The 26,736-nt window shown below is 67.7% G+C and carries 26 protein-coding genes and 4 tRNA genes; 15 read left to right on the top strand and 15 right to left on the bottom strand.

Annotation, left to right across the window (positions count from 1 at the left end):
• Nucleotides 1-15: 15 nt before the first annotated feature.
• The 5 genes from ACIP5T_RS02230 to pdxS form a co-directional block, all read right to left on the bottom strand.
• The gene (locus tag ACIP5T_RS02230) at nucleotides 16-3,375 is read right to left on the bottom strand and encodes an ATP-binding protein (RefSeq protein WP_400864561.1); all 3,360 of its coding nucleotides are present in this window, start codon (nucleotides 3,373-3,375) and stop codon (nucleotides 16-18) included.
• Complete coding sequence (locus ACIP5T_RS02225; RefSeq protein WP_400860237.1) at nucleotides 3,372-4,031, bottom strand: DUF4194 domain-containing protein; 660 nt, start codon at nucleotides 4,029-4,031, stop codon at nucleotides 3,372-3,374. The genes ACIP5T_RS02230 and ACIP5T_RS02225 overlap by 4 nt, the downstream gene beginning before the upstream one ends.
• Nucleotides 4,024-5,487, bottom strand: coding sequence for a DUF3375 domain-containing protein (locus tag ACIP5T_RS02220; protein WP_400860235.1), 1,464 nt, complete (start codon nucleotides 5,485-5,487; stop codon nucleotides 4,024-4,026). Before ACIP5T_RS02220 ends, ACIP5T_RS02225 begins: the two co-directional genes overlap by 8 nt.
• Before the next feature lie 73 nt (nucleotides 5,488-5,560).
• Nucleotides 5,561-6,166, bottom strand: coding sequence for a pyridoxal 5'-phosphate synthase glutaminase subunit PdxT (gene pdxT / locus ACIP5T_RS02215; protein ID WP_400860233.1), 606 nt, complete (start codon nucleotides 6,164-6,166; stop codon nucleotides 5,561-5,563).
• A complete protein-coding gene (pdxS, locus tag ACIP5T_RS02210) occupies nucleotides 6,156-7,049 on the bottom strand; it encodes a pyridoxal 5'-phosphate synthase lyase subunit PdxS (protein ID WP_400860232.1) in 894 nt (297 codons plus the stop codon). Before pdxS ends, pdxT begins: the two co-directional genes overlap by 11 nt.
• A 112-nt stretch (nucleotides 7,050-7,161) precedes the next feature.
• Here pdxS and ACIP5T_RS02205 point away from each other — a divergent pair, with 112 nt between their 5' ends.
• Both ACIP5T_RS02205 and pdxY read left to right on the top strand, forming a co-directional pair.
• On the top strand, nucleotides 7,162-8,469 hold the full coding sequence (locus ACIP5T_RS02205) for an aminotransferase class I/II-fold pyridoxal phosphate-dependent enzyme (protein WP_400860230.1): 1,308 nt from the start codon (nucleotides 7,162-7,164) through the stop codon (nucleotides 8,467-8,469).
• Nucleotides 8,470-8,515: 46 nt separating this feature from the next.
• The gene (gene pdxY / locus ACIP5T_RS02200) at nucleotides 8,516-9,367 is read left to right on the top strand and encodes a pyridoxal kinase PdxY (RefSeq protein WP_400860228.1); all 852 of its coding nucleotides are present in this window, start codon (nucleotides 8,516-8,518) and stop codon (nucleotides 9,365-9,367) included.
• 9 nt (nucleotides 9,368-9,376) lie between these two features.
• On the opposite strand, the gene ACIP5T_RS02195 is transcribed toward pdxY, so the two are convergent.
• Genes ACIP5T_RS02195 through ACIP5T_RS02175 form a run of 5 tightly spaced genes read right to left on the bottom strand, consistent with a single transcriptional unit; the run spans nucleotide 9,377 to nucleotide 14,193 of the window.
• Nucleotides 9,377-9,925 carry an HIT family protein gene (locus ACIP5T_RS02195; protein WP_400860227.1) on the bottom strand — a complete coding sequence of 183 codons (549 nt, stop codon included), beginning with the start codon at nucleotides 9,923-9,925 and terminating at the stop codon, nucleotides 9,377-9,379.
• Nucleotides 9,922-11,922, bottom strand: coding sequence for a threonine--tRNA ligase (thrS, locus tag ACIP5T_RS02190; protein WP_400860225.1), 2,001 nt, complete (start codon nucleotides 11,920-11,922; stop codon nucleotides 9,922-9,924). The genes ACIP5T_RS02195 and thrS overlap by 4 nt, the downstream gene beginning before the upstream one ends.
• Nucleotides 11,923-11,968: 46 nt before the next feature.
• A complete protein-coding gene (locus ACIP5T_RS02185; protein ID WP_400860223.1) occupies nucleotides 11,969-12,325 on the bottom strand; it encodes a YnfA family protein in 357 nt (118 codons plus the stop codon).
• A 42-nt stretch (nucleotides 12,326-12,367) separates the two neighbouring features.
• A complete protein-coding gene (locus tag ACIP5T_RS02180) occupies nucleotides 12,368-13,039 on the bottom strand; it encodes a response regulator (protein ID WP_400860221.1) in 672 nt (223 codons plus the stop codon).
• Nucleotides 13,036-14,193, bottom strand: coding sequence for a sensor histidine kinase (locus tag ACIP5T_RS02175; protein WP_400860219.1), 1,158 nt, complete (start codon nucleotides 14,191-14,193; stop codon nucleotides 13,036-13,038). Before ACIP5T_RS02175 ends, ACIP5T_RS02180 begins: the two co-directional genes overlap by 4 nt.
• A gap of 177 nt (nucleotides 14,194-14,370) precedes the next feature.
• On the opposite strand from ACIP5T_RS02175, the gene ACIP5T_RS02170 reads away from it, so the two are divergent.
• From ACIP5T_RS02170 to ACIP5T_RS02155, 4 genes are all read left to right on the top strand, one after another.
• Entirely contained in the window at nucleotides 14,371-15,321 is a 951-nt protein-coding gene (locus ACIP5T_RS02170; RefSeq protein ID WP_400860218.1) for an alpha/beta hydrolase, read from the top strand.
• A gap of 19 nt (nucleotides 15,322-15,340) precedes the next feature.
• Nucleotides 15,341-15,760: a hypothetical protein gene (locus ACIP5T_RS02165; protein WP_400860217.1), complete on the top strand. Its 420-nt coding sequence runs from the start codon at nucleotides 15,341-15,343 to the stop codon at nucleotides 15,758-15,760.
• A gap of 57 nt (nucleotides 15,761-15,817) precedes the next feature.
• Nucleotides 15,818-17,167 (top strand): cryptochrome/photolyase family protein, encoded by a 1,350-nt coding sequence (locus ACIP5T_RS02160; RefSeq protein WP_400860215.1) that lies wholly within the window; start codon nucleotides 15,818-15,820, stop codon nucleotides 17,165-17,167.
• 89 nt (nucleotides 17,168-17,256) lie between these two features.
• Nucleotides 17,257-17,706, top strand: coding sequence for a hypothetical protein (locus ACIP5T_RS02155; RefSeq protein WP_400860213.1), 450 nt, complete (start codon nucleotides 17,257-17,259; stop codon nucleotides 17,704-17,706).
• A gap of 77 nt (nucleotides 17,707-17,783) precedes the next feature.
• Here the strand turns inward: ACIP5T_RS02155 and ACIP5T_RS02150 are convergent.
• The 3 genes from ACIP5T_RS02150 to ACIP5T_RS02140 all read right to left on the bottom strand — a co-directional run bounded on the left by ACIP5T_RS02150 (nucleotide 17,784) and on the right by ACIP5T_RS02140 (nucleotide 18,075).
• Nucleotides 17,784-17,855 (bottom strand) — tRNA-Val (locus ACIP5T_RS02150).
• A 23-nt stretch (nucleotides 17,856-17,878) separates the two neighbouring features.
• Nucleotides 17,879-17,949: transfer RNA gene (locus ACIP5T_RS02145), tRNA-Cys, on the bottom strand.
• 53 nt (nucleotides 17,950-18,002) lie between these two features.
• A tRNA-Gly gene (locus ACIP5T_RS02140) sits at nucleotides 18,003-18,075 on the bottom strand.
• A gap of 152 nt (nucleotides 18,076-18,227) precedes the next feature.
• Between ACIP5T_RS02140 and ACIP5T_RS02135 the strand changes: the two genes are divergently transcribed.
• From ACIP5T_RS02135 to ACIP5T_RS02095, 9 genes are all read left to right on the top strand, one after another.
• A tRNA-Val gene (locus tag ACIP5T_RS02135) sits at nucleotides 18,228-18,300 on the top strand.
• Nucleotides 18,301-18,981: 681 nt separating this feature from the next.
• Nucleotides 18,982-19,797 (top strand): AraC family transcriptional regulator, encoded by an 816-nt coding sequence (locus tag ACIP5T_RS02130; protein WP_400860211.1) that lies wholly within the window; start codon nucleotides 18,982-18,984, stop codon nucleotides 19,795-19,797.
• A gap of 109 nt (nucleotides 19,798-19,906) precedes the next feature.
• Nucleotides 19,907-20,872 carry an ABC transporter substrate-binding protein gene (locus ACIP5T_RS02125; protein WP_400860210.1) on the top strand — a complete coding sequence of 322 codons (966 nt, stop codon included), beginning with the start codon at nucleotides 19,907-19,909 and terminating at the stop codon, nucleotides 20,870-20,872.
• Entirely contained in the window at nucleotides 20,869-21,759 is an 891-nt protein-coding gene (locus ACIP5T_RS02120; protein WP_400860208.1) for a siderophore-interacting protein, read from the top strand. Before ACIP5T_RS02125 ends, ACIP5T_RS02120 begins: the two co-directional genes overlap by 4 nt.
• Before the next feature lie 10 nt (nucleotides 21,760-21,769).
• Nucleotides 21,770-22,798 (top strand): iron chelate uptake ABC transporter family permease subunit, encoded by a 1,029-nt coding sequence (locus ACIP5T_RS02115; RefSeq protein WP_400860206.1) that lies wholly within the window; start codon nucleotides 21,770-21,772, stop codon nucleotides 22,796-22,798.
• Nucleotides 22,795-23,862: a FecCD family ABC transporter permease gene (locus tag ACIP5T_RS02110; RefSeq protein ID WP_400860204.1), complete on the top strand. Its 1,068-nt coding sequence runs from the start codon at nucleotides 22,795-22,797 to the stop codon at nucleotides 23,860-23,862. Before ACIP5T_RS02115 ends, ACIP5T_RS02110 begins: the two co-directional genes overlap by 4 nt.
• Nucleotides 23,859-24,659: an ABC transporter ATP-binding protein gene (locus tag ACIP5T_RS02105; RefSeq protein ID WP_400860202.1), complete on the top strand. Its 801-nt coding sequence runs from the start codon at nucleotides 23,859-23,861 to the stop codon at nucleotides 24,657-24,659. The genes ACIP5T_RS02110 and ACIP5T_RS02105 overlap by 4 nt, the downstream gene beginning before the upstream one ends.
• Before the next feature lie 61 nt (nucleotides 24,660-24,720).
• Nucleotides 24,721-25,173, top strand: a complete 453-nt coding sequence (locus ACIP5T_RS02100; protein WP_400860200.1) for a hypothetical protein — start codon at nucleotides 24,721-24,723, stop codon at nucleotides 25,171-25,173.
• Nucleotides 25,174-25,202: 29 nt separating this feature from the next.
• Nucleotides 25,203-25,625 carry a GIY-YIG nuclease family protein gene (locus tag ACIP5T_RS02095; RefSeq protein ID WP_400860199.1) on the top strand — a complete coding sequence of 141 codons (423 nt, stop codon included), beginning with the start codon at nucleotides 25,203-25,205 and terminating at the stop codon, nucleotides 25,623-25,625.
• Nucleotides 25,626-25,675: 50 nt separating this feature from the next.
• On the opposite strand, the gene ACIP5T_RS02090 is transcribed toward ACIP5T_RS02095, so the two are convergent.
• On the bottom strand, nucleotides 25,676-26,059 hold the full coding sequence (locus tag ACIP5T_RS02090; RefSeq protein WP_400860197.1) for an SPW repeat protein: 384 nt from the start codon (nucleotides 26,057-26,059) through the stop codon (nucleotides 25,676-25,678).
• 83 nt (nucleotides 26,060-26,142) lie between these two features.
• Nucleotides 26,143-26,721 (bottom strand): type II toxin-antitoxin system PemK/MazF family toxin, encoded by a 579-nt coding sequence (locus ACIP5T_RS02085; protein ID WP_400860195.1) that lies wholly within the window; start codon nucleotides 26,719-26,721, stop codon nucleotides 26,143-26,145.
• Nucleotides 26,722-26,736 lie beyond the last annotated feature (15 nt).

Raw genomic sequence — 26,736 nt, 5'->3', positions numbered from 1 at the left:
CCGCGTCGAGTCCGATCACTCGCCCCCAGCGGGCAGGCCCACCTTCGGCCGAGCCCACGAGCGACCGCGGGTGTCCTTCAGGATGTCGTACTCCACGTCCACGTGCGGCTCGATCGCGCTGTACTTGTCGTTCGGCGCACCGATCACGAGCTGGAAGCCGAGACCCCGCCACGCGCCGATCGCCCGTTTCGTGAAGTGCGCATCGGCCTTGATGAGCGCCTCGTCCATGAACACCGGCGCGTATCGAGGACGCGCAGCCCCCGCGTCGCCGAGCTGATATCGCAGCGCGGCACCCACGATGAACGCGACGAGCTCCTGAGACTCTCCGCCCGACTTCTCGCCGATGTGGTCGTAGAGCGCGACGTGCTCCCGGGTCGTGGCGTGGATCCGCTCGGCGCTCACCCTGACGTGGTTGCGCACATCGATGAGCTCGGCGAAGTCCGGTGCGGTTCGCCGCATCCGGCCGATGAGGCGACTCATCCTCCGGTAGACGCTCTCGCGATCGGCGTCCGTCGTCGCCGCCTCGATCAGTCCCCGCACCTCGCGCAGCTCCCTGCGGAACCGTCTGCGTGCCTCTGACTGGTTCTCGCGCGGCGTGATCTGCAGGCGATGCTCGTCGTCGTAGAACGGCAGCTCCTCCATGATCCGGTTGATCGGGTCGATGCGGTTCTTGATCTCGCGCAGCGAGCGGCCGAGAGTCGAATCGAGACTCGTCAGATCGTTTCCGGAGAGCTTGAGGAGGCTGTCTCTCCACTCGGACTCGAGCTCGTGCAGCCCGTTGGTCTCGAGTGCCTCGAGAATGCCCTCGAACTCGGCGACGGACTCGTCGGGGTCGGGCAGGATCGTGAGCGTGTCCCAGCGCTCGAGGAACCCGGTCATCAGGCGCCGCATCTGCTCGCGCTGGTCGGCGTACGCCGTGGCTGCCGACGTGCGATCCTCGAGCAGCCTGGTCGCCGCGGTGCGCAACGCGGAATCGAGGTGGGCGAGTCGCTCCGACGCCGAGACGCTGACGGCCGCGTCCGCACCGAGGAAGCGCGCGTCGAGGAAGGAACGGTGCCGCTCCTCGAGCGCGATCTCCGCCGCCTCCGCCGCATCGACGATCCGCTGACAGGCGTCGACCTGGTCGGTCACCTCGACCCAGCGGTCCTGAGCGAGCGTGAGATCGCCGCCGAGTCGGGAGTTCTCGTCACGAAGCCGACCCGCCCGCTTCCTGAGTTCCTCAGCCTGAGCTCGCAGCTCGGAGATCTTCGGGTTCTCGTCGGTGACCTCGGCCTCGACAGCCAGCCACCGAGAGCGCTCGGCCGAGATGGCCCCGACGTCGATCTGATCCCAGGTGAGGTCCTCGATCTTCGCGTGCGCCTTTGCTGTGGCCTCGATCCTGTCGAGGCCCACCTCCGCCTCCGCAGCCGCCGTTGCCGCAGCATCCCGTCGACCCTCCAGATCGCTGATCTGCTCGTCGAGCTCCCGCAGCCGGCGGGCGTTCGAGAACCCGAGCATGTTCGCGCGGCCGTGCCCGCCGTGCGACCCGCGGTCGCCCTGCGAGACCTGTCCCGAGAGTGTGAGCGCGCGAGGGTGCTCGGCGAGCTCGGCCGAGGAGTCGACGCACACGTACTCGAACCGTTCGCGGAGTCGCTGCTGGAGCCACCCGGTGAACGGCGTGGAACGGTGGTCGAGACGACCGGGGAGCGTTCGCGGGTCCGCCGTCGTCGACTCGGCGAGCCCGGTGTGCACGCCTTCGTAGCTGATGCGGTCGGCGGTGCGCACGGTGTCGATGGCGGCGCGGAACCGCCCGAGGTTCGACACGTCGATCAGCAGCGTCCGCGCGAATCCGCCGAGCGCGAGGTTGAACGCGTCCCGCCAGGGCTCGAACTCGGTGCGGACCTCGATCAGCTCCCCGACGAAGGGCAGATCCGTCGGAGCGAGCCCGGCCGCCTGAGCGAGCAGGGCTCGCGACTCGTGCAGATGCGCGGGAATGCTCCCCCGCAGCTCTCGGGTGCGGTCCCGCTCGGCCCGCAACCGGGCCAGCTCCGTCTCCGCCGTCCGGCGCGCGGACTCGGCCTCCGCGAAGGCCGCACGCGCATTCCGGAGACCCGTCTGCGGGAGTTCACGACCGAGGCGGGCGAGCAGGTTCTCGAACCCGGCGGCATCATGCACCTCGACGCCGAGCTCGCCGGCCAGGGCGTCGAAACGAGCTCGCTCGCGCTGGATGTCCTCGAGTCGGCGCTCGACGCCGCGCAGTTCGCGCTGAGCGGTCTCGAGACGATCGCCTCCCGACTGTCGCAGCACATCGAGAAGCCCCTCGCGCTCGACCTCGGCCGCGGCGATGAGGGCGTTCTTCTCTCTGACTGCCAGGTGGAGGGCCTGGGTCCGGTCGCGCAGGTCCGTCTCCACCTCGCGCAGCAGGTCGAGACGACGTTCGGCGCTCCACAGAGCTGCGAGGGAGGTCGACTCGGAGAAGACCCCGACCTCGTCCACGACCCGCATCCGCTCCGTCGCTGCCTCGATGCGCTGCGAGATCCCGCGGATCGGCTCGAGTGCCGCCACCTGCTGCTTGGCGACCAGCATCCGCGTGCGTGTGCTCTCCAGCTCATCGAAATGAGCGACCACCGCGTCGGCGGTCGCCATCGTCTCCGGCTCCTCGAGCACGAGCTTCTTGTACAGGTCGTCGACCGTGGTGATCTGCTGGCCGGCCTGGATGCGGGCGAGGAGGCTGATCGCCTTCGCGCCCGAGCCTGCGGCGCCGATACCGAGCACGGCATGCAGGCGCGCCGAGAACTCGCGATCGGTCGCGACGGGATCGAGCCCGACGGCGCGCACCGCCGCATCGCTGAGACGCTGCGCCGCGCCCCGCTCGAGCTGGCTGAGATCGAAGGCGCCGTCGATCGTGGCGCGCAGCCTCGTGGTGTCTTCGAGCGTGCGGGCGTCCGCAGGGATGTACCACCCGCGCACCGCCGTGAAGCGCGAGCCGTCGTGGTCCAGCCAGGTCATCGAGACGGCGCTCCACGTGTCCTCGCCGTCACCGCGCAGCACGCGGAGCTTCGTGCCCTCGTCGGTGCGGGACTCGTCGATCTTCCCCCGGCCGTACGACAGGATGTTCCGCTGCTCCTCGCCGCGCGGCCGCCCGGTCACCCCGCCGTTCGAGGCACCGTTGAACGGAGTCGTGTGCGGCATCATCAGGGCGATGTAGCCGTCCATGAGCGTGGACTTGCCCGACCCCGAGCCGCCGCACAGCAGCGTGGCATCCGGCGAGAACCGCACCCGGTGCGGTCCGCCGTCGTAGCCGCCCCAGTTGATGAGCTGCAGCTCCTCAGCGACCCACTGCTGGCCGCGGGAGCGCGCGGGGATCATCCCGAAGAGCGTGTCCATCATCGTCATCGCGCCACCACCGCCTGGGCCCGCAGCCACTCGCGCAGCTCCTTGAGCGTCTCGGCGCTGAGCACCACCTCGACGAGAGCGGTGATCCGATACCGTCCGCTGGTCTCCTCCTGCACGATGCCCTCTCGGTCCAACCGGTCCAGCGCACTGCGGATCGCCCGCTGCTGCTTCGCGGTGCCGCCGTCCACGTCGGCGAAGTAGCTGAGGACCGTCTGCTCGACGTCCTCGATGTCGATCCGCACGGAGCCCTCGCCCGACGCCGACTCGCGCTGATACACGGTTCGCAGGTGCACCAGGACGAGCGTCTCCGCACGGGAGTACGGAGAGTCCTTCAGCAGCACCGGCATCTCGACCTCATCGGAGCGCAGCTGCTGCTTGTACGCGAAACCTCGGGCATGATCGATGATCAGCCGCAGGTAGATGTCGTTGAGTCGCGACTCGATGACCTGCTGATGCTCGAGCAGCAGGGTCCACTCCCGGCGATTGCGCTCCATCGAGATGAAGCGGCGCTGGAGGAGGTGCACGAGCACCCGCCTGATCTCCGGGTCGAGCGTTCCGCGGTCACCCGGGAAGTGCGCCTCGAGGTCGTCCTCCATCGCCGTGGGGGCGATGAAACCCTCGTCCGCGACGGCTGTGGTGAGGTCGTCGTCACTCATCTGCATCTTCTTTCGTGCTGCGGGCGGTCACGGTGCCGAAGGCGAACCGGCGAGTCGTACCGTCGGGTCTCAGGGCTTCGACCGTCGAGATCCCGTCACCGTCCGTGAGACCGTTCCGGTGCGCGATCTCGAGAAGGCCGAGGAGATCGACCGGACGTCTGGCCGCGTCAGGCACCGCCCTGAACGCCTCTGCGAGATCGAAGTCTGCCTCGAGCCCGGCGACGTACGCCTCGAGCTCCGCATATCGCGGACCGCCCCACGCCCGGGTGTCGTGATCGAGGAAGTCGACGTCGTCCGCGTCGGCGAGGGGCGCCGGAGCACGCGGAGGGCGGATGTCGCTGGTGGTCTGACGGAGATGCCCCAGATCGATCAGCGGCATGCTGCGTACCGGGTCGACGACTGTGGCCGGACCGGACCACCCGTGGAGCCCTGCGATGACGTCACGGAGGAGGTCGTCGATCTGACGATCGCGCAGCGGATCGTGGGTCTTCACCTGACCCGTGATGACGTGCGAGGCGCGGCGCTGCGCGGCCAGCACCTCCTCGACCCCCAGCTCCACGCGTCGCGCGATCGCGTCGAGCTCGGCACGCTGCGTGCCGTCGAGCATGCGCGCGAAGGGCTGGTCGAGCAGGCCGCGGAGCTGCTCGGTGAGGGCGTCGATGCGGTCAGGGTCGCCGATCAGGCGCAGGGCTCCCGCGAAGGCGCGTCCCTCCGGGGTCGACTGCATCACGTCCTGCGCACGCTGGAGGTACTCGCGCAGCACCTCGCTCGTCGGCCTCTCGTCCCTCCGGAGGTGGGCGACGACGTCGCGCTGCATCGCTCTGAGCGACTCGGCCACACGAGTGAAGTCGGCGGGGAGCTCGCGCGCCAGGTGCAGCACGTTCTCCGCTTCCTCGAGGAGCTCCTCGTCGTCCGTAGGGTCCGCGTGTCCGGTTTCCTGGATGCGAGCGATCTCGGCGTCGAGCAGATCGCGCTCCGCGCGCAGTCGTGACAGGCGACGAACCGGGTCGACCTCGGCGCTGACGGAGAGATGATCCACGGCATCCAGCAGGGTGCGGACGCGGGAGTTCGACACTCGAGTGCGCCCCCCGCCGGTGCGGCCCGAGATCTCGAGTGCGGCGACTGCGTGAGCAGACAGACGATAGACCTCGACGTCGTCGTCGATCTGCTGGATCAGCCAGCCGAGACGCACCCAGTTGCGGCACACGTCACGTCCGGTACCCGAGGGCAGCTTCCGGTCGTCCTCGTCGTACCCCGCCGCGCGGAGCTCGTCGAGCACCTCGGCCAGTTCGGCGTGCGCATCAGCGACCGCGACCGAGGCCCTGTCTGCATTGAACAGAAGGGAGAGTGATGCGACGACGAAAGGGGCGAACCGTCCGTGCAGGAGATCGAGGGTGGGGGTGCTGAATGCGGTGACGGCACGCGCATACGCGGCCTCAGCCCTGGATCCAGTCACTCGAACGAGAATAGTCCGCCCTCAGGCCCGCGCTTGTCATGCCGCGGTCCGTGGCGGGTCGCACCACAGCACGTCAGCCCCTGGCGACGTACTCCCGGACCCCCTCGAGGAACATCTCGTGGAACCGTGTCTCGCCGTCGACCTCGGGATGGAAGCTCGTTCCGAGGAGCGCTCCCTGCCGCACCGCGACGATCCCGCCGTCCGGCAGCGAGGCGAGCACCTCGACTCCCTCGCCTGCGCGTTCGACGATCGGCGCACGGATGAACGTCGCGTGCACCGGCACATCGCCCAGCAGCGGCACGTCGAGCCCGATCTCGAACGACTCGGTCTGACGACCGAAGGCGTTGCGGCGCACACTCACGTCCATGCCGCCGAACGACTGCTGCCCCTCGATGCCGTCGAGCACCTCGTCGGCGAGGAGGATCAGCCCGGCGCAGGTGCCGTACACCGGAAGCCCGGCAGCGATCGCGGCGCGGATCGGCTCCTGCATCCCGAAGATGCGCGACAGCTTGTCGATCACGCTCGACTCGCCGCCGGGAATGACGAGGCCGTCGACGGCCGCCAGCTCCTCCGGGCGACGCACCGGCGCGACCTCGGCGCCGAGCCCCGCGAGCAGGGTGGCGTGCTCGCGCACGTCACCCTGCAGAGCGAGGACGCCGATCCGTGGGTTACCAGCCACGCTCGGCCAGGCGGTGCGGTGCGGGGAGGTCGGAGACGTTGATGCCGACCATCGCCTCTCCGAGCCCGCGCGAGACCTCCGCGATGACCTTCGCGTCGTCGAAGAACGTGGTCGCCTTGACGATCGCCTTCGCGCGTTCGACCGGGTTGCCCGACTTGAAGATGCCGGATCCGACGAACACGCCGTCGGCACCGAGCTGCATCATCATCGCGGCGTCAGCAGGTGTTGCCACACCGCCGGCGACGAACAGCACGACGGGGAGCTTGCCGGTCTCGGCGATCTCCGCGACGAGCTCGTACGGTGCCTGCAGCTCTTTCGCCGCGACGAACAGCTCGTCCTTGGGCAGTGCCGTGAGGGCGGCGATCTCGCCGCGGATCTTGCGGATGTGCTTCATCGCCTCGGAGACGTCGCCGGTGCCGGCCTCGCCCTTGGAGCGGATCATCGCGGCCCCCTCGTTGATGCGGCGGAGCGCCTCGCCGAGGTTGGTGGCACCGCAGACGAACGGCACCGTGAAGCCGTATTTGTCGATGTGGTTCACGTAGTCGGCGGGCGACAGCACCTCGGACTCGTCGATGTAGTCGACGCCGAGCTCCTGCAGAACCTGCGCCTCGACGAAGTGGCCGATGCGCGCTTTGGCCATGACAGGAATCGACACCGAGGCGATGATGCTGTCGATCATGTCGGGATCGCTCATTCGCGAGACGCCGCCCTGCGCGCGGATGTCGGCGGGGACCCGCTCGAGGGCCATGACGGCCACGGCTCCGGCGTCTTCGGCGATCTTCGCCTGGTCTGCCGTGACGACATCCATGATCACCCCACCCTTGAGCATCTCGGCGAGACCGCGCTTGACGCGCGACGATCCGGTGGTGGTCTGTTCTGTCATGAGAGCTCCTGTCGGGGAAGCACGATGTGCGCGGGTGTCGAACGATGTCTCGTTTGATCTAGGCCAAACAGTAGCACTGTCCGGAACGACCTAGAATCAGTGCTGAGGACCCATGAGCGACCAGATCACCGGAACGACCGCAGCGGACATCGCCGACAGCGTGCGCGGCCTGCGCGACCGCGGAGTCCTGCGCGCAGGCAGCCCCCTTCCGCCTGTCCGCGAGCTCGCCGCGACACTCGGCGTCAACCGCAACACGGCGGTCGCCGCATACCGGCAGCTCGCCCAGGCGGGGATCGTCATCTCGCGCGGCCGGGCCGGCACTGTCATCACGGGTCTCGAGACTGTCGCCCAGGAAGGCTACGCATCAGACACCGTGCTGCGCGACGTCGGCACAGGCAACCCCGACCCGCGGCTGATCCCCGATCCGTCGCAGGCACTCGCCACGGTCGCAGGGCGACCCGTGCTCTACGGAGAGCCCGTCATCGACCGCGGTCTCGAGCTCTGGGCGCGCGAGTGGATCGCCGGCGACATCGGTCACGTCGACTTCGGCATCACCGTGACCAGCGGAGCGGTCGACGCCGTGGAGCGTCTGCTCGCCCAAGCGCTGATGCGCGATGACGCCGTCGCGCTCGAAGATCCCTGCTTCCTGGCCAGCATCCACACGGTGCGGCTCGGGGGGTACCGTGCGGTCCCCGTGCCCGTCGACGACCAGGGCATGACGGTTCAAGGACTTCGCGACGCGCTGGATGCCGGCGTCCGCGCCGTGATCTGCACTCCCCGAGCCCAGAACCCGACCGGCGCGAGCCTCACAGCCACCCGGGCCGCCGAGCTGCGCGCCGTCCTCGCCGACCACCCATACGTCCTGGTCATCGAGGATGATCATTTCTCGATGCTGTCCCACCGGCCTTACGAGTCGCTCATCGGACCGGAGCACCGACGGTTCGCCCTCGTGCGCTCGGTCTCGAAGTTCCTCGGTCCCGACATGTGCCTCGCGATCGCCGCGACCGACGCGACCACGGCTGAGCGCCTCGCCATGCGGCTCAGCCCCGGCACCACATGGGTGAGCCACCTGCTGCAGCGCCTCACGCTGACCCAGCTCACCGACGACTCGGTCGTCTCGCGGATCGCCGAGGCCCGTGAGCACTACGCCGCCAGGAACACCGCGTTCGCCACCCGTCTGCGCGAGCAGGGACTCGACTCCCCCGCCACCGACGGGCTCAGCCTGTGGGTCGAGCTCCCGAAGCCGGCGCGGATCGTCGCAGAGCGACTGATGCGACGCGGCTGGCTGGCACGCACAGGGGACGATTTCGCCCTCGACGAGCGAGCCGAGCCCTCACACCACCTGCGACTCACCGTGCACGATCTGTCCGACGACGACGCGGACACGCTCGTCGCCGATCTCGTCGCGGCCGTGCGATGATCACCCGCTGCGGGATCCTTCCCGCCCTCACTGAAAGGATCGGAGAATGAAGATCCTCTCCATCCAGTCCGCCGTCGCGTACGGCCATGTCGGAAACTCCGCCGCAGTCTTCCCCCTGCAGCGCATCGGCGTCGAGGTGCTCCCGGTCTACACGGTGAACTTCTCGAACCACACCGGCTACGGCGCCTGGCGTGGCCCGTTGATCGATCCGAACGACGTTCGTGAGGTCATCACGGGCATCGAGGAGCGCGGAGTGTTCGGCGAGATCGACGCGGTGCTCAGCGGTTATCAGGGTGGCGAGGGCATCGGCGATGTGATCATCGACGCGGTCGCGCGCGTCAAGGCGGCCAATCCTGACGCGGTATACGCCTGCGACCCGGTCATGGGCAACGCGAAGTCAGGATGCTTCGTCGCACCCGCCATCCCGATCCTGCTGCGTGAGAAGGTCGTTCCTGCCGCCGACATCATCACCCCGAACCAGTTCGAGCTCGGCTTCCTCACCGGCACTGAGCCCGACACGCTCGAGTCCACACTCGCCTCGGTCGACCTCGCGACGGCGATGGGTCCGCGCACGGTGCTCGTCACCAGCGTGGAACGTCCCGACCGCGAGGAGGGCACGATCGAGATGCTCGTCGCCGACCCCGCCGGAGCATGGATCGTGCAGACGCCCCGCCTCCCGATGAAGGCCAACGGCTCGGGCGATGTCACCGCGGCCCTCTTCACGGCGCACTACGTCGAGACCGGCGACGCGAAGACGGCGCTCGAGCGCACGGCATCCAGCGTGTTCGATCTGCTCGCCGCGACGCTCGAGTCGGGGGCGCGCGAACTGCAGCTCGTCGAGGCGCAGGAGTTCTACGCGAACCCGAGGATGCAGTTCACCGCACGCCAGGTGCGCTGAACCGCCGGTCTACGGCTTCGGCCAGGCGTCCGCCACGGCTTCTCGCACTTCGCCGAGCAGCTGGGGCAGCGCTTTGGTCTTGGCGATGATCGGGAAGAAGTTGGCGTCCGACGTCCACCGAGGCACGATGTGCTGGTGCAGGTGGCCGTCGACACCGGCACCGGCGACGGCGCCCTGGTTCATCCCGATGTTGAAGCCGTCGCAGCGCGACACCTCCCGCAGCACACGCATTCCGATCTGGGTCAGCACGCCGATCTCGGCGACCTCTTCTGGCGTGGCCTGGTCGTAGGTGCCGATATGGCGGTACGGGCAGACCAGGAGGTGCCCCGAGTTGTACGGGAAAAGGTTGAGCAGCACGTAGGCCGTCTCACCCCGGGCGACGATCAGCCGCTCGGCATCCGGGAACTTCGGCGCCTCACAGAACGGGCACTCCTCGCGCAACGGCTCGGGGCCCGCCTGGATGTACGCCATCCGGTGCGGAGTCCACAGCCGCTGGAACTCGTCGGGGACACCGGCGAACTCGCCGGCGTCCTCCCACGGCTCGGAGGGGGTCGTCACGCCAGATCCCCTGCCGTCTGCACGAGCGTGTGCGCATCGATCGCGGCACGGATGCGCGACACGGCATCGGAGATCGGCACGCCGTTCTCCTGCGTGCCGTCGCGGTAGCGGAACGAGACGGTGCCCGCGTCGCGGTCCTTCTCCCCCGCGATCAGCAGCAGCGGGACCTTGCCGGTCGTGTGCGTGCGGATCTTCTTCTGCATCCGGTCGTCGGAGTCGTCGAGCTCGGCGCGCACGCCCTGTGCACGGAGCGTCTGGACGATCTCGCCCAGGTAGTCGGCGAATTCGTCGGCCACGGGGATGCCCACGACCTGCACGGGAGACAGCCACACGGGGAAGTCGCCCGCATAGTGCTCGAGCAGAATGGCGAAGAACCGCTCGATCGAGCCGAACAGGGCACGGTGGATCATGATCGGACGCTTCTTCTGCCCGTCCTTGTCCATGTACTCGAGTTCGAAGCGCTCGGGCAGGTTCGGGTCGACCTGCACGGTCGACAGCTGCCAGGTGCGGCCGATCGCGTCGCGCGTCTTCAGGTCGATCTTCGGTCCGTAGAATGCCGCCTCACCGGGGACCTCCGTGAGCTTGAGCCCGGATGCCACGGCGACACGACGCAGGGCGTCCGTCGACGACTCCCAGAACTCGTCGGAGCCGATCCACTTGGACTTCTCGTCGTCCTTCATCGACAGCTCGAGCTCGAAGTCGGTGAGACCGAAATCGCGCAGCATCGACAGGATGAACTCGAGGACCTTCGAGACCTCCGCCTCGAGCTGATCGGGCGTGACGAAGAGGTGCGAGTCGTCCTGGGTGAAGCCGCGCACGCGGGTGAGTCCGTGCAGCGCGCCCGAGAGCTCGTTGCGGTAGACGGTGCCGTTCTCGGCGAACCGCAGCGGCAGGTCACGGTAGCTGCGCGCACGCTCCTTGTAGATCAGGATGTGCATCGGGCAGTTCATGGGCTTCAGGTAGTAGTCCTGGCCCTGCTTGGTGATGTTGCCCTCGTCGTCGCGCTCCTCGTCCATGACGATCGGCGGGTACATGCCCTCCTTGTACGTGACGAGGTGGTTCGAGGTGAGGAAGAGGTCTTCCTTCGAGATGTGCGGGGTGTACACATACGTGTATCCGCCCTCGATGTGGCGCTTGCGCGCGTGCTGCTCCATCTCGCCGCGGACGACTCCGCCGCGCGGGTGCCAGACCGAGAGACCCGAGCCGATCTCCTCGGGGAAGGAGAACAGGTCGAGCTCCTTGCCGAGGCGCCGGTGGTCGCGCTTGGCGGCCTCCTCGAGACGGTGCTGGTACTCGCGCAGTTCGTCCTTCGACGGCCACGCCGTGCCGTAGATGCGCTGCAGCTGCGGGTTCTTCTCGCTGCCCCTCCAATACGCGGCGGCGATGCGGGTGAGATCCCAGCCGTTGCCGATCATGCGGGTGTTGGGCAGATGCGGGCCGCGGCAGAGGTCCTTCCAGACCACCTCGCCGTCGCGCGTCGTGTTGTCGTAGATCGTCAGCTCGCCCTCGCCGACCTCGACCGATGCACCTTCGGCTGCTTCTTTGCCGCCCTTGAGGCCGATGAGCTCGAGCTTGAACGGCTCGTCGGCGAGCTCTGCACGAGCCTCGTCGTCGGTGACGACGCGGCGCACGAAGCGCTGACCCTCCCGGACGATGCGCTGCATCTCTTTCGTGATGGCCTTGATGTCCTCGGGCGTGAACGGGGTGTCGACGCCGAAGTCGTAGTAGAAGCCGTCCGTGATGGGCGGGCCGATGCCGAGGTTCGCCTGCGGGTTGATCCGCTGCACCGCCTGCGCGAGCACGTGAGCCGCCGAGTGACGGAGGATGTTCAACCCGTCGGGGCTGTCGATCGTGACCGGCTCGACCTCGTCGGCGTCGGTCACTGTCGCGGCGAGGTCCTTGAGGGTTCCGTTGACGCGCATCGCGACGACTGAACGGTCAGAGAACAGGGCGAAGCCGTCTTTCGGCTGAGCATTTTCAGGCACTGCACACTCCATCTGGGTCTGGATCTAGGCTACTCGCATGCCCGGGGGCGATTGACCGCTACGACACCGTCTCGGCCGTGTTCGCCGCTGTCGGTGCCAGGATGATGATCGCCGCTCCGACGAGCGCGATGGCGGATCCGACCCAGTCCCAGATCGTCGGCTTGAAGCCGTCGACGATGATCCCCCAGGCCAGCGAACCTGCGATGAACACGCCGCCGTACGAGGCCAGCACTCGTCCGAAGTTCGCATCCGGCTGGAGCGCCGCGATGAAGCCGTAGGCGCCGAGCGCCATGACGCCGAGCACCGCGAACAGCCACCCTCGATTCTCTTTGACCGCCTGCCAGATCAGCCAGGCCCCGCCGATCTCGGCGACGGCGGCGAGCACGAACAGGATGCTGATGCGCAGGATGGTCATGGCTCCCAGTGTGGCGCAGAGCCGCGCACCGGACCGCTCCGCTCAGGCTCCGGCGACGACCATCCCCGACTCGTAAGCCAGGATGACGAGCTGGGCCCGGTCGCGAGCGTCGACCTTCGCCATGATCCGATTCACGTGGGTCTTCGCGGTGTGCGGCGAGATCGTGAGTCTCGCAGCGATCTCCGTGTTCGGGAGCCCCTCGGCGACGAGCGTCAGCACCTCGCGCTCGCGCGGGGTCAGGAGAGCGAGGGCGGTGGTCCATCGCGCGGCGGGGTACGGTCCGCTGCGCCGGACCGAGCGAGCGATCAGGGCGCGCGTCGCGGTCGACGACAGCAGGGCCTCTCCCCCGTGGACTATCCGCACCGCGCGGACGATCTCCTCGGGTTCCGCAGCCTTGCCGATGAAGCCGCTGGCACCTGCGCGAAGTGCCCCGACCACGTTCTCGTCCTCTTCGAAGGTGGTCAGGATCAGAACCCGCGGCTGATCGGCAGCGTCGTTCTGGTCGCGGATGAGCGCTGTGGCGGCGATGCCGTCCAGCTCCGGCATCCTGATGTCCATGAGCACGACGTCGGGTGCGGTCGTCTTGGCCAGACGCACCGCATCGAGTCCGTTCGATGCCTCACCCGCGACCACGAGGCCACCGTCGATGAGGATGTCCCGCACAGCGTGTCGCACGAGCGGCTGGTCGTCTGCCACGAGCACCGAGACGGTCATGGCGCCTCGACGCTCTCGACCGGGATCCACGCCTCGAGTGAGAAGACCCCTCGGTCGCTGCCGAAGTGTGCGGCTCCGCGCACCGCTCCGAGTCGCTCCTGGATGCCGCGGAGCCCGTTGCCGGGGCTCTGCGAAGCGGGTGAGACGGCTCTGCTCGGGTTCACGACCGTCACGTGCAGGGCCGCGCTCTCGATGCGCAACGCGACCGTCGCGGTGCCCCCGAGGCCGTGTTTGTGGGCGTTCGTGAGCGCCTCCTGCAGCACCAGATACGCGACGTGGTCACTCGTCGGCGAGAGGGCGAATCCGTCGTCGTGTCGCCGAAGGTCGACGCGGAGACCGCCGCGCCGGAATCTCTCGACGAGGGTGTCGAGATCCGCCAGGCCGCGCTGCGGACGGAGCTCATCGTGGTCGTCGGGTGCGTCAGAGCGGAGCAGCGACATGAGGCCTCCGATATCGCTGAGCACGGTGCGAGATGCGCTGCGCACCGTGGTGAGTGCCTCTCTGGCGCGCTCCGGCCTGGTGTCGAGCGCCGAGGAGGCGACACCGGCATTCAGGCTGATCACGGCGATCTGGTGGGCCACGACATCGTGGAGGTCCCTGGCGATGCGCACCCGTTCCTCGGCGACACGTCTGCGTGCCTCGTCATCGCGAGTCCGCTCGGCACGCTCCGCGCGCTCGGTCATCGCGGCAGCGAACTCTCGGCGTGACCTGGCGGCGTCGCCGAGCGCGCCGCCGAGGGCCAGGAGCAGGACGAACTGCAGCGCGGTCGAGTCGAGGAGATCCCCCGCGAGCGCCCAGCCGTTCGAGAGGAATGCGACGACGGCGGAAGCTCCGACCGCGATCAGTCCGATGCCGCGGCCTCGTCGATCGATCGCCGCGTAGCAGCCGAAGGCCGCGGCGACGAGCGCGCTCGGAGAGATGGTGCCCGCTGCCGCGGACGCGACGGCGCAGACCAGACAGATCGCCAGCACCGCGAGCGGCCAGCGACGACGGAAAGGCATGGCCGCGGCGGGGACGAGCGCCGGCGCGAGGAGAAGGCCTCGCGCCCGGAAGGACTCATCGGGGAACGGCAGAACCGCGAAGACCACGATCAGCGCGACGACCACGACATCATTCGGCCGAAACCCGTCGCGAGATTCACGGATCGTCGGCATACCTCCAGTATTCCGTGTGTCGGCGTCCCCCGGATCGTCCTGCCGGATGACATCCGCATACCGCAGACGCGGTACGCGGGTGTCTGCCGAGGGCTGACGCGCAGGCACTCCGCGTTCGTCAGGCTGGAGAGCAGGCGCGCGTTCCTTCCGATATCCGCGTGTGCCGGGAAGGCCATCGTGCGCAGATCCATCAGGAGAGCCCTTGTCGCGCTGACCGCGATCGGCGCCGTCGTCACGATCGGCCTCACCACCACGACGGTCGTCGATGCGGTGGCCACGGCCATCGAGCAGGATCGGATCGAACCCTATGGGCGTCTGGTGTCGGTCGACGGCCGGGAGATGAACGTCCTCATCACGGGAGAGGGTGCGACGGACATCGTGTTCCTGCCGGGCTTCGGCACGGCCTCACCTGTGCTCGACTTCGAGCCGTTGGTGTCCGAACTCGCGACGGATCACCGGGTGATCGTCGTCGAACCGTTCGGATACGGCCTGAGCGACGGCACCGACACCGACAGGACCACGGCGAACATCGTCGGCGAGCTCCACGAGGCTCTCCAGGCGCTCGAGGTCGACGAGTACGTGCTGATGGGGCATTCGATCGCCGGGCTCTACGCCATCGAGTATGCCGACCGATATCCGGATGAAGTGACGGCGTTCGTCGGCATCGACACCAGTGTGCCAGGGCAGCCCAACATGGACGCGGAGTTCCCCACCGGCCTGTTGGGCGCGGCGAAGAGTCTGGGGCTCATCCGGCTCGCCGCGAGTCTCGTAGGAGATGGCCTCGACGACGCCCCGTATACCGACGAGGCTCGAGAGCAGATGTCGCTGATCAGCCACCGGACCTCGCTCGCTCCCACGTATCTGAACGAGATGGCGCACATCAGGACGAACTTCGCGGATGCGGCCGGCACTGCGTTCCCGGCCAGCATCCCGCTCCTCCTGTTCGTGCAGGCGGACAATGCGAAGAACCCGGACTGGACCCCGCTGCACGAGCGCCAGGCGGCGGCAGCGGACGACGGCACCGTCGTACCGATCGACGGCGAGCACTACCTCCACCACACCCGTTCCCCGGAGATCGCCGACGGATTCCGTGATTGGGAGGCGGCCCGCACCCTCGAAGAGGAGTGAGCCGAGGTAGCGTGAGCGGATGGTCAGAGCACTCGCGCGCTGGATCCTCGCCCTCGCACTGGGCTCGATCGGCGTCATCCACTTCGTCAGCACTCGCGGGTTCCGCGTGGTGGTGCCCGATTGGGCGACGACGCTCACTCGCCTGGACAAGGACACGATCGTGATCGCCTCCGGCGCGGCAGAGGTCGCGCTCGCGGCGGGGCTGCTCGCCCTCCCCCACGAGCGGCGCCGCATGGGCATCGCGACGGCCGCGTTCTTCATCGCCGTCTTCCCCGGCAACGTGCACCAATGGCACACGCATCGCTCGACACCGGGGCTGGACACCGAAGCTCGCCGGTTCGGGCGACTGTTCCTCCAGCCGCTGCTCGTGCTCTGGGCGCTGTGGTCTACGGCTCCGACCCCTGTTCGGGCGGGTCGCGGGCGCCGTCGTACCCGCTGAGACAGCCCGCAGGCAACCCCCGCCCGCCGATTCCGTGGAGCGAGTGAGAATGGAGACATGGCCTCTCCCTCGCTCGTCTGGCTCCGCGACGACCTCCGACTCGCTGACAACCCGGCGTTGCGGGCCGCAATCGATCGTGATGAGCCCATCGTGGTGCTCTTCGTCCTCGACGAGGAATCGCCCGGCATCCGTCCGCTGGGTGGAGCCGCCCGCTGGTGGCTGCACCATTCGCTCGCCTCTCTGAGTGAACGCCTGCGCGAGCTGGGGGCGTCGCTGGTCCTCCGGCGCGGTCCCGCCGAGCGCGTCGTGCGTGAAACCGTCACCGATACCGGGGCCACGGCGGTGTTCTGGAACCGTCGCTACGGCGGCCCGGAGCGGGATGTCGACTCGGCACTCAAGACCTCGCTGCGCGCCGACGGGCTCGAGGTGACGTCGTTCCAGGCTTCGCTGCTGCACGAGCCATGGACCGTGAAGACCGGCAGCGGCACGCACTTCTCGGTGTTCACACCCTTCTGGCGCGCCTGCCTCGCGCTCCCCACGCCGCGTGCGCCACTCCCCGCGCCGCGAAGCCTCGACGGAGTCGCCAGCGCGCCGGCCTCAGACGATCTCGATGACTGGAACCTGCTGCCCACCCGCCCGGACTGGGCCGGCGGACTGCGCGAGACCTGGGAGCCCGGCGAGCCCGCAGCGCGCGCTCGCCTGCACGCCTTCCTGCACGAGGACATCGGGTCGTACGACCGCGCCCGCGACGAGCCATCGGCCGGTGCCACTTCCCTTCTCTCGCCTCGCCTGCGCTGGGGCGAGCTCAGCCCGTTCACCGTCTGGCATGAGGCAGTCGACGCACACGGCGCCGCAGGTTTCCTCTCGGAGCTCGGCTGGCGCGAGTTCGCCTGGCATACGACGTTCCACTCGCCGGATCTGGCGACCGTCAATCTGCGCCGACAGTACGACGCGTTCCCGTGGCCGCCGCTCGATCCGGCGCAGCTCGAGGCGTGGCAGCACGGCGACACCGGCATCCCGCTGGTGGATGCCGGAATGCGGGAACTCTGGCACACCGGCTTCATGCACAATCGGGTGCGCATGGTGACGGCGTCGTTCCTCGTGAAGAACCTGCTCATCGACTGGCGCCGCGGCGAGGAGTGGTTCTGGGACACCCTCGTCGACGCCGACGGTGCGAGCAATCCCTTCAACTGGCAGTGGGTTGCGGGATCCGGAGCGGACGCTGCGCCGTACTTCCGGGTCTTCAACCCCGAGCTTCAGGCCAAGAAGTTCGATCCGCAGGGTCTGTACATCTCCCAATGGGCATCGGATGCTCCGTCAGAGCCGATCGTCGATCTCGCTGCCACCCGCAAGGCGGCGCTCGCGGCATACGACGTCGTCAAGCGGTCGTCACAGCCGACCTCCTGATTGCAGTACGGCCGATTCGTCGCGCCGGCTGACGCCCGAGAACGCTCAGTGGCATGCCGAACCGCCTGGTCGACTGACATGATTGCGTTGTGCCACGTCGTCGCTTCTCCGCCGGTGCTCAGACCGCGCTCGCTCTCACGATCCCGCTGGTGCTTCTCGCCGGATGCGCGGCGGACCGGCAAGTCAACGAGTCTGAGCCGTCGGACGCAGCGCCCCCAATCGCCGCGATTGGCAGCACCCATGCGTGGGTCGTTGTGATGTTCGAGGACCGTCCCGAGAAGTTCGACGGGAATCTCATGGACGCCCTTCTCGACACCGAGATGAAAGCCGACGAGGCCCTCGCAGAGGCGAATGCCGGGATGATCGACGGCAACGATGTCGGCGCGTACGGCTACGAGCTCTACTTCGTCGGAGATGACGCGGAGTCGATGTGGGACGTTCTCGAACCGATCTTCAGCGATGCTCCCGTCGCGTGGACACGGGTGGAGCTACGGAGTGGGCTGGAGGACCCTGCTCCGACGCTCATCACTGCCGAGTAAACGATCTCGTCGCTGCCTCATTCATCGAGAGCTCCCCGCACAAACAAAAAACCCCCGGAAAACCGGGGGTTTCTCTGTGCGCGATACTGGGATCGAACCAGTGACCTCTTCCGTGTCAGGGAAGCGCGCTACCGCTGCGCCAATCGCGCCCGTTCGGGCTATTCAGTTACTGAGGTGGCGACGGGATTCGAACCCGTGTAAACGGCTTTGCAGGCCGGTGCCTAGCCGCTCGGCCACGCCACCGTGTGGATTGACCCCACGTGCGGAAGGCCTTCCGAAGAAGGCCCCTGCACTTGAGCGGATGACGAGACTCGAACTCGCGACCCCAACCTTGGCAAGGTTGTGCGCTACCAACTGCGCTACATCCGCGTTGTTCCCGGTTGTTGTCCCGGGCACTTATGAAACATTAGCCGATGATCGGCGACTGTCCAAACCGAAACCGAATCTCGCGCGTGTCTCTCAGGGTGGTCAACTTCGCCTCCGACCGTCGGGTAGTATCGGTTGACGTACCCCACAGGTATGGGCGATTGGCGCAGTTGGTAGCGCGCTTCCTTCACACGGAAGAGGTCATCGGTTCGAGTCCGGTATCGCCCACAGAAACGAAGCCCCATCAGGGAAAGAAAGCCTGATGGGGCTTCTTCGTGCGAGGTCAGGGTGGGCATCGTGGTCGATCGCGTTCGAGCGGAGGAGATCGCACAGCGGAGGGACTCTCTCTCCGGGTCGCGCGACCCTGATGAGGAAGAGCCCCTCGACCGGAGCGTCATCGATGCGGTCCCCAGACCATGGCCGATGAACGCTCTCGAGCGCGATGCTACGTCCGATCGGCGCAACATCACATCCCATGGCGGATGCCGATTCCCGGGCGTACCCTAGGTGGGACGAAACACGGTGGCTCGGACCGGTGCGTGGTCACCACCAGGAGGTTCGAGGTCGGCCGGGCCCCTGAGATGGCCCTCGAATCGCCGCGTATCCGCAACCACTAGATACACCGATGTATTGGCGATACGTTGGGCCGTGGCCATACAAAACACGGCCTTGAGCCGGTGGAGTTCCCCAGCGAAGCCGGTTAGGTGTCCCGATAGGTACCCCAGGACCGGTCGGGGCACCGTTCCGCGTCGGAATGGCGCTGCTGCAGGTCGACTGCGTCGAGTCCCCTCGCGTGATGGCCTCCTTCCTCACCGGTTGCGCCGACGCCGCGCGGCGATCACCGGCACCTCTCGAGTGGCAGGACTCCGACCGCAGCACGCCCACATGCTAAGTTAGGGTCACCTAACCATGCCGCGGGACGACAGATGGGGAGCGATGTCGCTGATCGGACAGCACCCTGCAGATTCGGAAGTCTGGCGCATAGACACGAACTCATTCGTACTGTCGGACCACAGCGAATGGGGAGCCCATTCCCACGAAGACCGTCATGAGCTGCTCTGGGGAGCACGCGGGGGCCTGACCGCCGACACGGACGACGGCTACTTCGCCATCCCCGGATCGCTCGGCCTCTGGATCCCCGCCGGGGTGACCCATCGCGTGGTCGCTGCCGCAGGAACGACCTTCCGCTGCACCTTCATCACCGCCGACATCCCTCCCATCGCGAGGCGGACGACCGCGGTGGCCATGCCCGAAGTGGTGCGCGCGGTTCTCGATCGCCTCGAAGCCTCCCCCTACCTTTCGGCTTCCCCGCGTCTGCATGCCGAAGAGCTGGCCCTGAGCCTCCTCGAACCCGTCGAGGTGTCGACGGTCGACCTCCCTCTCCCCCGCGACATGCGGACGCGACGAGTCGCCGAGACTCTGCTCTCCGACCCATCCGACGACAGGTCGCTCGAGGACTGGGGTCGTCACGTGGGCGCGAGCGCCCGCAACCTGTCTCGTCTCTTCGCGGCAGAGACCGGCATGAGCTTCTCGACCTGGCGCACTCGCGCGCGCATGCGCCGCGCCATCGAATGGCTCGCGGCCGACCACACCGTCGCGTATGTCAGCCGGCGATCGGGCTATGCGACACCGAGCGCGTTCGTGCAGGCGTTCCGGCGAGAACTCGGACGCACGCCGGGCGAATTCGCCTCAGTGCGGAACGACGCCACGAAGAAGTCGGCCTGAGCGCGACACGGACTGGCACCTGCGCGACACACGGGCGATCCATACTTGGTAAGCCAAGCCTTAGCTAACTTCTTCGGCGCCTCCCGAATCCACACCTGGAAGACGATCCATGCGCTCCACACCCCTCTCTCTCGTCGCGCTCGCCGCGACCGGACTCCTGCTCACCTCCTGCGCCGGCTCGACCGCCGCCGGCTCCTCTGAGGAGGGGCGAACCGTCGAGCTGACCACGCCCGCAGGCGTCGACATCACGATCCCCGCCGAACCGCGGTCCGCGCTCGGCTTCTACACGACCGACCTCGACATCCTCATCACCCTCGGCTTCGAGCTCGCAGACACCCAGCCGATCCGCGACGACTTCACATCGTTCCCCGACTTCTTCCCCCAGGAAGAGCTCGAGGGGCTCGACACCTTCGGCAATTTCCCCGAATTCAACCTCGAGGCCGTGCTCGAGGCGGAGCCGGACTTCATCCTCAACGGCCTCGGCTATGAGGAGGACCTCGACGGCAAGCTGCAGAAGATCGCTCCCACCTACACGTACAACGCGTTCGACGGTGGTGACTGGCGGGATGTGGTGGCTCAGGCTGCCGAAGACCTCGGACGACAGGATCAGTGGCGGGCCTGGGTCGATCAGTACGAAGAGCGCGTCGCCGACATCAGGGCTCGTCTCGACGCTGCCGACATCCACCCCGTGGTCGCCGACGTCGGCTACTTCGAGGGCCACGTCACGACATCCTGCTACGGCGTCCCCTGCCTGGTGTTCGCCGACCTCGGCCTCGAGATGCACGAGCTCATGAACGCCACCGAAGACGGCCTCCCGGCGAGCGATGACTATGCGAGGCTCAGCCCCGAGCAGGTCGGGCAGCTGGACGGCGTGGATGTCGTCTTCACAGGTGCGGACGAAGACGGCACCGTCTGGATCGAGCACGACGACGCGCTGAAGCAGAATCAGCTCTGGCAGGACCTGCCCTTCGTCCAGGGCGGCGCCTATCACCCCTACAACTACGAGATGATCTACGGCTCCCCCAGCGGCATGGACGCGTTCCTGACCGTGGTCGAGAAGGCGCTTCTCGGATGACCGTCAATCTGATCCACCGGATCGTCGTCGAGCGCGTGCAGCGTCTGAGCCCCGGCATGGTCCGCATCGTTTTCGGAGGTGAGGGGCTCGACGGATTCGTCTCCACCGGGGTCGGAGACGAGTACTTCCGTGTCTTCTTCCCCGCTGAAGGGCAGCACGAGCCGAATCTCCCGTTCCCTACAGAAGACGGCTATTGGGACTTCGCCGACGGCGTCGAACCGGCTCCGATGCGCACCTACACGGTTCGCGGATGGGATGCCGAAGCCGCCGAGCTGACGATCGACTTCGTCGTGCACGACGGCGGCGTCGCGGCAGCCTGGGCGCTGAACGCCCGCCCCGGCGACGTCGTGGGGGTGAACACCCCGAAAGGACTCTACGATCCGCCGTCCGAGATCGAGTGGCAGCTGCTGATCGCCGATGCGACCGGGCTGCCCGCTGCCGCGCGCCTCGCCGAGAACGCTCCCGCCGGCGTCCGCACCCGGGTCGTCCTCGAGGTCTCCTCCCCGGAGGACGAGCTCGACATCCGTCCGGCCGACGGCGTCGAGTTGCATTGGGTGCACGGCGGCAACGGCCACGCGCCCACGCGTATCGAGGAGATCCTCCGTGCGTCCGAGCTTCCGAGCGGCCCTGGCTATGTCTGGGTCGCAGGAGAGACGAAGGCGACCCGAGGCGTCCGCAAGCATCTGCGCCACCAACTCAAGCTGCCCGCGTCTGCGTACAAGGTGATCGGGTACTGGACGGAGAACGCCGAGGCGTGGCGGGAGCGCTACGACTCGCTCGATGAAGGCACCCACGCACGCCTCATGGCGATGTGGGATGACGACACCCGTCCCACAGAGGATATCGAGGAAGCGTACGAGGCCGAGCTCGAGAAGCTGGGCCTGTGACCGCCGACTCATGACCGACGTTCTCACGGAGGAGCAGACACCCCGGGTCTCAGCCTCGCGCCGGGGCCTGGTGATCGTCCTCCTCGCCATCGCACTGGTGATCGTCTGCACCGCCAGCATCTTCTCCGGCTCGCAGCGCATCGGCGTCGACGAGGTCTGGAGCGGGCTCACCACGGGTGAGGGCGACCCCGGAGCGATCGTCCAGGGCATGCGCATCCCGCGCACGCTGATCGGTCTCGCCGTGGGCGCCGCACTCGGCATCGCCGGGGCATTGATCCAGGGCTTCACGCGCAACCCGCTCGCCGACCCCGGCATCCTCGGCGTGAATGCCGGCGCGAGCCTCGGCGTCACGATCGGGGTCGCATTCTTCGGACTCAGCGCGGCCAGCGGATACATCTGGTTCTCGTTCGCCGGAGTCATCGTCGCGACCGTCCTCGTCTACCTGATCGGATCCGCCGGTCGCACGGCGCCGGATCCGATGCGGATGACCCTCGCCGGCGTAGCTCTCGGCGCCGTGATGGGCGGTGTCGTGGCGGCGGTCGGACTGCTCGACCCCCGGGCCTTCGACGCGATCCGCACCTGGAACGCCGGATCGCTGACCGCCCTCACTCCTGACGTCTTCACTGTGATCCCGTTCCTGCTCGTCGGCCTCCTACTCGCCTTCTGCCTTGCGCCCTCCCTCAACGCGCTCGCGCTCGGCGACGACCTCGCGACGGCTCTCGGATCGCGGGTCGTCCTGACCCGGACGCTCTCGATCGTCGCCGTGACTCTGCTGTGCGGTGCAGCCACCGCGGCAGCCGGACCGATCGCCTTCGTGGGTCTGATGGTTCCGCACGCCGTGCGCTGGTTCGTCGGCTCCCATCAGGGGTGGATCCTCCTCGGCACGCTGTTCGCCGCCCCGCTGCTGCTGCTCACCGCCGACGTCGTCGGGCGATCGGTACTCCGCACCGGAGAGCTTCCGGTGTCGGTGATGACGGCGCTGATCGGCGCCCCCGTGCTCATCGCACTCGTGCGTCGGCGGAAGGTGAGCGGACTGTGACCGCTCTTCTGACCTCGCCCGTCGCGGTCGATGCCGGCCGACGGGTCTTCACACCGCGTACGTCCGTGTTCTCGCGACGGATCGGCGTGCGTGCGACGATCGTCGCCGTGCTCGCGCTCCTGGCCGCCGCAGCCCTGGGTGTCTTCGCCCTGACCCTCGGCGATGTCGCCTTCTCCCCCGGCGAGGTGCTCCTGACGTTGCTCGGTCTCGGCGAACCACGCGCTGAACTCGTGATCATCGAATGGCGACTGCCCCGTGTGCTCGCAGCACTGGTGTTCGGCGTCGCCCTGGGCATGGGCGGCGCGATCTTCCAGTCGCTCACCCGCAACCCGCTGGGCAGTCCCGACGTCATCGGATTCGATGCCGGCGCCTACACCGGCGCGCTGATCGTGATCACCACGACGGGTATCAGTGTCGCCTCGACCGCAGCAGCTGCTCTCGTCGGCGGCGCCACGACGGCTCTGCTCGTGTACCTCCTCGCATTCCGACGGGGATTCACGGGTTTCCGGCTGATCATCGTCGGCATCGGAGTCGCCTCGATGCTGGCATCCGTCAACACCTGGATCGTCCTCAACGCGGATCTGCGGATCGCGATGCTCGCCAGCGCCTGGGGCGCCGGCTCCCTCAACGTCATCACCGCCGAGCAGGTCTCGATCGCCGCGTGCGTGATCATTCCCATCGGGGTGGCGGTGGCGACGATGGCGGATCGGATGCACCTGCTCGAACTGGGCGACGACACGGCATCTGCCCTCGGCGTTCGAACCGGCGGCACCCGTCTGATGCTCATCGTCCTCGGCGTCTGCCTCACCGCCGCCGTCACCGCCATGGCGGGACCGATCGCCTTCATCTCTCTGGCCGCCCCGCAGGTCGCACGACGTCTGACCGGCTCAGCGAGCGTGACACTCACAGCATCCGCAGCCGTCGGAGCACTTCTGCTGATCGCCAGTGACGTCCTGGCGCAACGACTGTTCGCACCCACCCAGATCCCGGTCGGCATCATCACGGTGTGCCTCGGCGGCCTCTACCTGGTCTGGCTGCTCATTCAGGAAGCGAGAAGACGATGACCATCATCGACATCGACATCGACAGCGCTGCGCGGCTGCGCGCAGACGACCTCACGATCGGATACGACGGCCGCGTCGTCTCCGAGCATCTCGGGGTCGACATCCCCACCGGATCGTTCACGGTCATCGTCGGACCGAACGCGTGCGGCAAGTCGACGCTGCTGCGCGCCTTCGCCCGCCTGCTGAAGCCCCGGACGGGACAGGTGCTGCTCGACGGTCGGGCGATCACCGAGCTGCCCACCAGGGAGGTCGCCCGGCGTCTCGGCCTTCTGCCGCAGACGTCCATCGCTCCCGACGGCATCCGGGTCTCCGACCTGGTGGCGCGTGGGAGGCACCCGCACCAGACGATCCTGCGCCAGTGGTCGCACCGCGATCAGTCAGCGGTAGCGGCAGCGCTCGCCGCCACGGGGACGACAGACCTCTCCGGGCGCCTGGTCGACGAGCTGTCGGGTGGACAGCGCCAGCGCGTGTGGGTGGCGATGCTGCTCGCACAGGAGTCGCCCACCATGCTTCTCGACGAGCCGACGACCTTCCTCGACATCGCGCACCAGTACGATCTGCTGCGCCTATTCCACGAACTGCACGGGGAGGGGCGCACGATCGTCGCCGTGCTCCACGATCTCAACCAGGCGGCCCGATTCGCCGATCACATGATCATGATGCGCGACGGCCGCATCGTGGCTTCCGGCGACCCTGCGTCGATCGTGACAGGTGACCGTGTCGAAGAGGTGTTCGGGCTCAGCTGCAGCATCATCCCCGACCCGCACACTGGCACTCCGCTCGTCGTCCCCCGCTGACTGCGCGCTGCGGACGACGTCAAGACAGTGCGGTCCGGGCACGCATTGTTAGCCTGACGGAGTGACGACCCTGCTGGACGATTTCCTCTCCGACGACCGCAGCCGCGTGATGCACGCAGTGTGGGAGACGATCCACTCCAGAGATGCCGAGACTCTCGACCCTCTTGTCGGGGCCCTCCCTCAGCTCAGGCGTGAGGCGACGAGGCTCGATCTGGGTGGGATGGTCTATTCGAACAACGCCAACCTCGAGCACGCACTCCTCAAGCTCGAGCAGTATCGCGACGGGAAGTGCTGGTGCGCCGTCTACCCTGGCCTGCTCACGCACGACCCGCGCAAGGAGGAAGCGCACGGGCACATCCGGATCCTCTCCACGAGTGAACCCGGCTGGTCGATGACCTACCTCTGCGAGTGCACCGTGTGCGGACAGGTGTTCGACATCGAGCAGGGCGATCACCACTTCACCTGGTGGAACTGGGTGCCCCGCGGATTGAAGAGGCGTAGAGGCGAGGTCTGACGTCGGTGGATGCCGGTAACGTGCCGACCGTGCCGGCCATCCAGCTCCCCACCCCCTGCTCGCTGTGCGGCCACGCGGATGCGGTGCGCGTGGGTGCCGCTCTGATGTGCGCGTGGTGCGGATGGCGATACGGGGACTCGCCGGATCCGGGACTGCCGCGGCCGGTGATCGAGGTCGTCTACTACATCCGCTACGACCGCCGAGTGAAGATCGGCACCAGCCGTCGTCCCCGTCAGCGCCTCTCCAGCATCCGTCACGAAGAGCTCCTGGCCTTCGAGCGTGGGGGTCGGGATGTGGAGCAGGCGAGGCACCGGGAGTTCGCGGAGGCCCGAGAAGGGGGCGAGTGGTTCACGCTCACCCCTGTTCTCTCCTCCCACATCGCGGGGCTTCGCGCGGCTGGTGATCCCTGGCAGCTGTACGCACGCTGGGTGAGCGCGTCGCTGCAGAACTGAAGCCCCGCACGGGGCCGACGTTCCGTGCGGGGCTTCAGAGTTCTGAGGGATCAGGCGCGAGCGGTGGCCTTGACGCTCGCGGGCTGGGGCTGCGAGAACAGCACGACGACGATCACGGCGACACCCACCACCACGTGCGGGACCCACACGTTGGGCGCCTCGGTCGAGAACCCGAAGATCCAGGGCGACAGCGCCAGGAAGAGGCTCGCGACGATGTCGAAGACGAGGTGGACGGGCATCGGGATGAAGCCGAAGGGGCCCCACTCGTACTTCGTGAACAGACTGTAGACGATGAGTCCGACGCCGAGCACGATCGGGATGATCACGGCGGGGCCGCCGACGCTCGCGAAGCCGAACAGCCACGGAGCAGCGATCAGCGCCACGCCGACGACGTAGTCGAGAATTCCGTGGACCTTGGTGGGGATGAAACGCATGATTCCTCCTGTGGTGTCGTCGCGTGCTGCGACTCACAGATGGTTCGCAGCGGTTCGCCGAACGGATTGCAGGAGTCAGGTGCTCAGGCGCTCGCCCAGCCGTATCGCCGCGTGAGCGCGGAGGCGACCCGACCGTAGCGTGACCGGTCGAGCACCGCGGCCTCACGGCGCAGCCCGGTCTCGTGCACGCTGTAGAGCTGCTCGATGTCGACCCAGGATTCCCGCCCCTGCGAGTCCCAGGCTCCGGAACCGATCGACAGGTAGTCACGATCGCCGTCATGGGCCTTGCTCGTCATCCGCACCGCATACACGCGATCGGCGGATTCGCGACCGATCACGAGCACCGGTCGGTCTTTGCCCCTGCCGTCGTTCTCCTCGTACGGCACCCACGTCCAGATGATCTCACCGGCGTCCGGCGCACCGTCCCGGTCGGGTGCGTAGCCGATGCGGAGCGCCTGGATCCGGTCGGGATCGATGCGCACGGTCCCCGTTCCGCGCGGCGGATCATTCGTGCCGGATGCAGCGGAGCGCACCTCGTCAGAGGTGCGCACACGCGAGACCGGGCGTCTCGGACGATTGTTCGTCCGAGACGCCCGGTCAGATCCCAGCGCTGTGAAGAGGATCTCCGCGAGTCTTGCCAGGATGCCGTTCGAGTTGCTCACACGGTCACCCTAACG

Source organism: Microbacterium sp. NPDC088619, from assembly GCF_044752825.1.
Taxonomy (GTDB): Bacteria; Actinomycetota; Actinomycetes; order Actinomycetales; family Microbacteriaceae; genus Microbacterium.
This window is presented reverse-complemented; position numbering and strand designations above follow the sequence as displayed.

Bases quoted from the DNA above. Each gene is read 5' to 3' on its own strand.
- ACIP5T_RS02090 (WP_400860197.1), bottom strand. From the start codon at position 26,059: ATGCGTTTCATCCCCACCAAGGTCCACGGAATTCTCGACTACGTCGTC.
- ACIP5T_RS02160 (WP_400860215.1), top strand. From the start codon at position 15,818: ATGGCCTCTCCCTCGCTCGTCTGGCTCCGCGACGACCTCCGACTCGCT.
- thrS (WP_400860225.1), bottom strand. From the start codon at position 11,922: ATGGAGTGTGCAGTGCCTGAAAATGCTCAGCCGAAAGACGGCTTCGCC.
- ACIP5T_RS02225 (WP_400860237.1), bottom strand. From the start codon at position 4,031: ATGAGTGACGACGACCTCACCACAGCCGTCGCGGACGAGGGTTTCATC.
- ACIP5T_RS02105 (WP_400860202.1), top strand. From the start codon at position 23,859: ATGACCATCATCGACATCGACATCGACAGCGCTGCGCGGCTGCGCGCA.
- ACIP5T_RS02185 (WP_400860223.1), bottom strand. From the start codon at position 12,325: ATGACCATCCTGCGCATCAGCATCCTGTTCGTGCTCGCCGCCGTCGCC.
- ACIP5T_RS02165 (WP_400860217.1), top strand. From the start codon at position 15,341: ATGGTCAGAGCACTCGCGCGCTGGATCCTCGCCCTCGCACTGGGCTCG.
- ACIP5T_RS02205 (WP_400860230.1), top strand. From the start codon at position 7,162: ATGAGCGACCAGATCACCGGAACGACCGCAGCGGACATCGCCGACAGC.
- ACIP5T_RS02125 (WP_400860210.1), top strand. From the start codon at position 19,907: ATGCGCTCCACACCCCTCTCTCTCGTCGCGCTCGCCGCGACCGGACTC.
- ACIP5T_RS02120 (WP_400860208.1), top strand. From the start codon at position 20,869: ATGACCGTCAATCTGATCCACCGGATCGTCGTCGAGCGCGTGCAGCGT.
- ACIP5T_RS02115 (WP_400860206.1), top strand. From the start codon at position 21,770: ATGACCGACGTTCTCACGGAGGAGCAGACACCCCGGGTCTCAGCCTCG.
- ACIP5T_RS02230 (WP_400864561.1), bottom strand. From the start codon at position 3,375: ATGACGATGATGGACACGCTCTTCGGGATGATCCCCGCGCGCTCCCGC.
- pdxS (WP_400860232.1), bottom strand. From the start codon at position 7,049: ATGACAGAACAGACCACCACCGGATCGTCGCGCGTCAAGCGCGGTCTC.
- ACIP5T_RS02180 (WP_400860221.1), bottom strand. From the start codon at position 13,039: ATGACCGTCTCGGTGCTCGTGGCAGACGACCAGCCGCTCGTGCGACAC.
- pdxY (WP_400860228.1), top strand. From the start codon at position 8,516: ATGAAGATCCTCTCCATCCAGTCCGCCGTCGCGTACGGCCATGTCGGA.
- ACIP5T_RS02130 (WP_400860211.1), top strand. From the start codon at position 18,982: ATGCCGCGGGACGACAGATGGGGAGCGATGTCGCTGATCGGACAGCAC.
- ACIP5T_RS02175 (WP_400860219.1), bottom strand. From the start codon at position 14,193: ATGCCGACGATCCGTGAATCTCGCGACGGGTTTCGGCCGAATGATGTC.